This window comes from Vibrio sp. (assembly GCF_038138445.1).
GTDB lineage: Bacteria > Pseudomonadota > Gammaproteobacteria > Enterobacterales > Vibrionaceae > Vibrio.
The window spans coordinates 1-6,638 of sequence record NZ_JAYQDQ010000139.1; the positions used below are offsets into that span (position 1 = coordinate 1).

6 protein-coding genes are annotated in these 6,638 nt (G+C 41.5%); 1 reads left to right on the forward strand and 5 read right to left on the reverse strand.

Annotation, left to right across the window (positions count from 1 at the left end; genetic code table 11):
- Positions 1–184: 184 nt before the first annotated feature.
- Complete coding sequence (locus AAFM34_RS19935; protein ID WP_341665867.1) at positions 185–844, forward strand: GntR family transcriptional regulator; 660 nt, start codon at positions 185–187, stop codon at positions 842–844.
- A 41-nt stretch (positions 845–885) separates the two neighbouring features.
- Here AAFM34_RS19935 and AAFM34_RS19940 read toward each other — a convergent pair whose 3' ends face one another.
- From AAFM34_RS19940 to epd, 5 genes are all read right to left on the reverse strand, one after another.
- Positions 886–1,578, reverse strand: coding sequence for an oxidative stress defense protein (locus tag AAFM34_RS19940; protein ID WP_341665869.1), 693 nt, complete (start codon positions 1,576–1,578; stop codon positions 886–888).
- Positions 1,579–1,792: 214 nt separating this feature from the next.
- On the reverse strand, positions 1,793–2,659 hold the full coding sequence (gene mscS, locus AAFM34_RS19945; RefSeq protein ID WP_341665871.1) for a small-conductance mechanosensitive channel MscS: 867 nt from the start codon (positions 2,657–2,659) through the stop codon (positions 1,793–1,795).
- A 211-nt stretch (positions 2,660–2,870) separates the two neighbouring features.
- Positions 2,871–3,947: a class II fructose-bisphosphate aldolase gene (gene fbaA / locus AAFM34_RS19950; RefSeq protein WP_341665873.1), complete on the reverse strand. Its 1,077-nt coding sequence runs from the start codon at positions 3,945–3,947 to the stop codon at positions 2,871–2,873.
- A gap of 146 nt (positions 3,948–4,093) precedes the next feature.
- Entirely contained in the window at positions 4,094–5,254 is a 1,161-nt protein-coding gene (locus AAFM34_RS19955) for a phosphoglycerate kinase (RefSeq protein WP_341665875.1), read from the reverse strand.
- Positions 5,255–5,399: 145 nt separating this feature from the next.
- On the reverse strand, positions 5,400–6,440 hold the full coding sequence (gene epd, locus AAFM34_RS19960) for an erythrose-4-phosphate dehydrogenase (protein WP_341665877.1): 1,041 nt from the start codon (positions 6,438–6,440) through the stop codon (positions 5,400–5,402).
- Positions 6,441–6,638 lie beyond the last annotated feature (198 nt).

Genomic DNA, 6,638 nt, shown 5'->3' on the forward strand with positions numbered 1-6,638 from the left:
TGGGATCATTCAATTGATCTGCCGATTAATGTTTAACTGATCGGCATTAGGGCTATCGCCCTCTTTTTTATTTTTCGCTCTTGTCCCTCTAATCAGTACGCTGTATTATCGCCCGCAGTTTTGCATGCTATAGAATTTATTATATTTTTCATAGTGTTGTATCTATGCATATGAGGATAGGAAAGTGTCTAGCCCAACCTTGACTGATAAAGTCTCGAAAATGATCTACCAAGACATCTTGAGCGGAGAATTCAAACCCTGTCAAAAACTCGTGGTCGCAGATTTAAAACGTCGATACCGTGTCGGTGCCTCACCTATTAGAGAAGCGTTAGTTCAGCTTGCATGGACTAAATACGTTAGCTTGGAACCTCAGAAAGGGTGCTGGGTTTCTCCTGTGTGTATAGATGAACTTGCTGATCTTTATGAAAGTCTTCGCACCGTAGCATCTGTGCTAATCAAAAAATCAATAAAGTTGGGCGGAGAAGAATGGGAGCTCAAGGTTCTCACTTGCTATCACAAGCTATCTCGTCTTAATTTCAATGATGAGAATTTTGATTGGCAGCAATGGGAAGAACGACAATATGAGTTTCATATCGCGCTTCTTGAAGGTTCCAACTCGCCAAACATGATTGGATTTTTTAACGATCTAATCAATCAGATCAAACGCTATCGTTATTTTGCTCGTAATAATGGCCTAGATGTACACCAATTTGAAATTGAAGAATATGAGAAGATTCTTACATTGGTGATGGACAAAGAGTCGGAGAAGGCAGCCGAGCATTTTGATCGCCACCTCCACCGCTCAATGCAGCAAATACAAGTCAGTATTGAAAAAGCTGCATAATAGGCTAACTGATGCGCCTTAATAGCTTAAATTAAGGTGCTTCAATCCAGCTTGTAGATAACATCGACACGATCTCGAATCACAATAGTCGAGTCTTGATAGGTGTTCGTTTCAGCTCTTGCATCCATTGCCATAGAACGCATCAACACTGGCTGATTGTTAGGTACATTGTAATCGATTCGCCAAACACCACTAACCTCCTTATCAAAGCCTGACGCAAGTGACTTAGCTTTGGCGTTAGCATCCTTAATCGCAGCCTGTCTCGCTTGCTCTTGATATTTAGCTTGTTCTTTTACCTTAAGCTGCACATTTTGGACCTGATTAATACCAGAGCTTAGAGCAATATCTAGGTACTGATTTAGATCAGACAAGTGATTCACTGTTACATTAACGGTTCGAGAAGCTCGATAACCAACAAGTTCAGGTTGGCCATTTTTGGGGTAGTGATACTGGGGTGCAATATAAAGATTTGAACTGCTGATATTGTCATCACTCATTCCCTGCTCTTTTAGCTGGGCTAGAAAGTCAGTGACGACTTTATCTACGGTTTGTTTAGCTTGCTCAGCCGTCATGGTTGTTTCAACCACTCTTACTGTGAACTCAGCCATATCTGGTGTTGCACTAACCTCCCCATAACCTGTAGTTTGCAAGTGGGGGAAATCTGGCGTACCAGCATAAACACCAAAGCCAGCCAAACATGACGTAACAATAAGTAGACGAGAGATCATCTTCATTATTATTTTTCCTTAATTAACTCGTTTCACCTATCATAGCGCGTAGAAACTGCTTGAGGAGCATTGCCCAAACTTCTGACACAATTTTGACCAATATTCCTTATCTTAATCGCTCTATCTACTGTGCTAGTTAACAGGTAACGCTATGCTATTACTTTATAATGAGCAATCCATGGATTAAAAATGTGAGTACTAAGATTCACTGCGTATGTTGTCACAAGTCAATTTTATTTAGGTGAACATCCATTTGCGGGAAAGGTATCTCTACACCTTCTCTATCCAAACCTTCTTTAATCGCCTGCATCAAATCAAAATAGACATTCCAGTAATCACTGGTAGCTACCCAAGGACGAACAACGAAATTGACTGAAGAATCGGCTAATGCATGGACCCCCACCTTTACCTCAGGATCCTTTAGAATGCGAGGGTCAGCTTGGCATATTTGGGTCAATAACTGCTTAGTTTTTTGTAAATCGGCTCGATAGGAAACCCCTATAACTAAATCAATTCGTCTGGTTTGATGACGAGAGTAGTTAGTAATCGGCCCACTGATCACACTGCTGTTAGGTACCACAACCATTTTATTATCAGGAGTGGTAAGAATTGTCTGAAAAATCTGAATCGACTCAACACAGCCACCAACGCCCGCTATTTGTACATAATCTCCAGATTTAAATGGCCGAAAAGCAACAATCAACACACCAGCAGCAAAATTTGATAGTGAACCTTGTAGCGCCAATCCAATCGCTAAACCCGCAGCACCGATAACCGCGACAACAGAGGCTGTCTGCACTCCAATTCGACTCAGAGCAGCAATCAGAACCATAGTAAACAACAAGTAACGTACTAGCGTATGGATAAAGTCGACGACTGCTTTATCCATGCTTTTCTTTTTTAGTACCTTGGCAACACCATTAGCTACTAACTTGACAGCAATGTTACCGAAAAATAGTATCAGAATGGCGGAAATTAGGTTCACACCATATTGTATCAAGAGCTCCGAATGCTCATTCACCCATGTTCCAGCGACACCTAAACCATCAATAATTGGAGTTTCGATCTTCCTAGCTCCTTCTGACATAGTCTATTACCTCCAGCAATAATGCTTTTGTTACAGTTATTTATAAGACAGAACAAATATTAGTCCGTTAAACGTATCTAATGGTGACTCTTTTCGCCATTCTTTTTAGTGCGCTCTATCTCATTGCTTACTTAAAACTAGGGGAAACAAAAAAGCCTGCTCATTATGAGCAGGCTTTGGGGTGTAAACAGAGTATCGAAATGGGTCGTTATTATAAAACGTTGACAGCGTTTAGATCTGCGAACGCTTTTTCTAAACGCTTAACCATTGACTCTTGACCTTTACGTAGCCATACGCGTGGATCATAGTATTTTTTATTTGGTGCATCTTCACCAGTTGGGTTACCGATTTGACCTTGCAGGTAATCGTGGTTATCAGCTGAGTACTGACGAATACCATCCCAAGTTGCCCACTGAGTATCTGTATCAATGTTCATTTTGATAACACCATAGCTAATAGACTCTTGAATTTCAGCTTCTGAAGAGCCTGAACCACCATGGAATACAAAGTTAAGCGCATTTGGAGCAATACCAAATTTCTCCGCGCAGTATGCTTGTGAATCGCGAAGAATGGTCGGAGTCAGTACGACATTACCTGGTTTGTAAACACCATGCACGTTACCGAAAGAAGCCGCGATAGTGAAACGATGACTTACTGCGGTCAACTTTTCATAAGCGTAAGCAACATCTTCAGGAGAAGTGTATAGCTCAGATGCGTCCATATCTGAGTTATCAACACCGTCTTCTTCACCACCAGTACAACCTAGTTCAATCTCAAGCGTCATGTTCATTTTTGCCATACGCTCAAGGTACTTAGCACAAATCTCTATATTTTCTTCTAGAGATTCTTCTGATAAGTCAATCATATGAGAAGAGAAAAGTGGCTTACCTGTTTGAGCAAAAAACTCCTCGCCAGCATCAAGAAGGCCGTCAATCCATGGCAAAAGTTTCTTCGCAGCGTGGTCAGTGTGAAGAATAACAGGCACACCGTAAGCTTCTGCTACAGCATGAACATATTTAGCACCAGCTACAGCACCAAGAATTTGGCCACCTTGACCTTCAAGTTTTACGCCTTTACCTGCAAAGAAAGCAGCGCCGCCATTTGAAAACTGAACCACTACCGGAGCTTTTACTTTAGCAGCGGCTTCTAATACTGCATTCACAGAATCAGTACCAACCACGTTTACCGCTGGAAGAGCAAAATTATTCTCTTTTGCTACTTCAAAAACTTTCTGTACGTCATCACCAGAAATCACACCTGGTTTTACGAAATCGAAGATCTTAGACATGGCTGTCATCCTATTTATCTATCGTTTTAAAATAAAACTTATTCGTTTAAATTTTTGCAAACGTTTGCCACAACAGCGCCTATTTTAACAAACAAACGCCTTATATGCAGCAAACAAGAAAGCGGGGAAAGCCCGCTTTCGGTTAATTATTTAGCGCGAGCTTCCAACATTTCTACAGCCGGAAGCACCTTACCTTCCACAAATTCAAGGAAAGCACCACCACCAGTTGAGATGTAAGAAACATCGGCCTTGATACCAAACTTATCGATAGCAGCTAGGGTGTCACCACCACCAGCAACTGAAAAGCCTTCAGATTGGGCAATAGCCTCAGATATACCTTTAGTCCCTGCCTCAAAGTTTTTAAACTCAAACACGCCTACAGGACCATTCCAAAGAATAGTCTTAGCATTTTTAAGAATTTCTGCCAATTCAGCAGTTGAATCAGGGCCTAAATCGAAAATCATATCGTCATCAGCCACATCCGCGACATTTTTGATTTCAGCTTCAGCGTTCTCATCAAAAGCTTTCGCACAAGCGACATCCGTTGCGACAGGGATTGCACACTCATCCATCAATTTTTTCGCTGTATCAACTAGGTCTGCTTCATACAAAGACTTACCAACGTTATGTCCAGCCGCGGCAATAAAGGTATTGGCAATACCACCACCAACAACCAGCTGATCTGCCACTTTTGACAATGACTCAAGTACAGTTAGTTTGGTTGAAACTTTTGAACCACCAACAATCGCTACCATTGGGCGAGCGGGTTTATCCATTGCTTTTGCTAGTGCATCGAGTTCGTTAGCCAGTAAAGGCCCAGCACAGGCGATCGGTGCATGCATTCCAACACCATGGGTAGACGCTTGTGCTCTATGAGCCGTACCAAAGGCATCCATAACAAAAACGTCACACAGAGCAGCATAGGCCTTAGATAAGGCTTCTTCGTTCTTCTTTTCACCTTTGTTGAATCGTACATTTTCAAGAACGACTAACTCACCTGCATTGAGTTCTAGCCCATCAAGGTAATCTTTGGCTAACTTAACCTCACAACCTAGAGCGTCATTTAAGTAGTTAACCACTGGTTGTAGAGAGAATTCTTGCGCGTACTCACCTTCTGTAGGACGACCTAAGTGAGATGTCACCATCACTTTTGCACCAGCTTCAAGACAATGCTTGATTGTAGGTAAAGAAGCTAGAATACGTGCGTCAGAAGTCACTTTGCCTTCTTTTACTGGTACATTAAGATCTGCACGAATAAATACACGTTTACCTGCAAGATCCAGGTCAGTCATCTTGATCACAGACATGATGTGTCCTCTCAAATATTAAAAATAAATTTTCCGGCTCAGCAGCTAAGCTCAACCTAACAATTTTTCAAACTTACTTAGATATGGAGATTATCAATATTTATTTCAAGGCATGAAATAAATATATCTCCACTCCGTATTGGGTCTATTCTGCCTTATGCATTTCGAGTGCTGTATCTAACATTCGATTGGCAAAACCCCATTCGTTATCACACCAAACCAGCATTTTCACTAAATGGCCATTACTGACTCGTGTTTGGGTACCATCAACAATCGCACTATGTGGGTCATGATTGAAGTCAATCGAAACAAGCGGAGCTTCAGTATAGTCAACTATTCCTCGTAATGTACACTGAGATGCGTTAACTATGGTTTGATTTATGTCATTAACTTTCACATTTGTATGAACTGTGACACTTAAATCCATCGCTGTGACATTGACTGTGGGAACTCTGACCGAAATAGCTTCAAATTTGTTGGAAAATTTCGGGAATATTCTTTCAATCCCCTTATGCAATTTAGTATCTACCGGTATAATCGATTGACTTGCTGCTCGTGTACGGCGCAGATCAGTGTGATAGGCATCGATGACTTGTTGATCATTCATCGAGGAGTGAATAGTCGTAATAGTGCCAGATTCAATTTCAAAAGCATCATCCAATGCTTTGATAATCGGAACGATACAATTGGTGGTGCAAGACCCATTAGAAACCACCCTGTGTGCTGCTTTAAGAGTATGGTGATTAACCCCATAAATAATCGTGTTATCAAGGTCATGGGCACCAGGGTGTGAGAAGAGAACCTTCTTTGCTCCCGCTTTAATATGCTCTTGACCATCAGCTTGTGTGCCAAATACACCTGTACAATCTAGGACTAGATCAACCTCAAGATCTCGCCAAGGCAATAAGTCTATCTCGGCAAGATGTAGAATACGAATCGAATCAAACTCGCCCGTACCTTCGTATGGAGCGTCGTGGTGGATATATATGTGCTCTTGGTCATTAGTGACTTTTCGACCAAACCGACCATGACTTGTATCATATTGCAGTAGATGTGCCATCGCATCGGGTTGAGCCAGTTCATTAACTGCAACAACCTTAATTTGCTGATTTTTTCCGCTCTCGTATACCGCACGCAGCACATTACGACCGATACGTCCAAATCCATTGATCGCAACTTTTAACATGACTCCATCCCTTACATCATTTTCGTATCACGAATACTACCTGATAGATATATAAATCGCACCTAATAGTATTGACTAAAAGAAAGCCGAGTACTTAATGCTGTACTCGGCTACTTTCTCGATAAAGTGACTAGTCCAATAACTCTTTCGCTGTGTTGACCACATTTTCAGTGGTAAAGCCGAACATCTTAAATAGCT

Coding starts and splice junctions, on each gene's coding strand:
- AAFM34_RS19940 (WP_341665869.1), bottom strand. CDS start 1,578: ATGAAGATGATCTCTCGTCTACTTATTGTTACGTCATGTTTGGCTGGC.
- mscS (WP_341665871.1), bottom strand. CDS start 2,659: ATGTCAGAAGGAGCTAGGAAGATCGAAACTCCAATTATTGATGGTTTA.
- fbaA (WP_341665873.1), bottom strand. CDS start 3,947: ATGTCTAAGATCTTCGATTTCGTAAAACCAGGTGTGATTTCTGGTGAT.
- AAFM34_RS19955 (WP_341665875.1), bottom strand. CDS start 5,254: ATGTCTGTGATCAAGATGACTGACCTGGATCTTGCAGGTAAACGTGTA.
- epd (WP_341665877.1), bottom strand. CDS start 6,440: ATGTTAAAAGTTGCGATCAATGGATTTGGACGTATCGGTCGTAATGTG.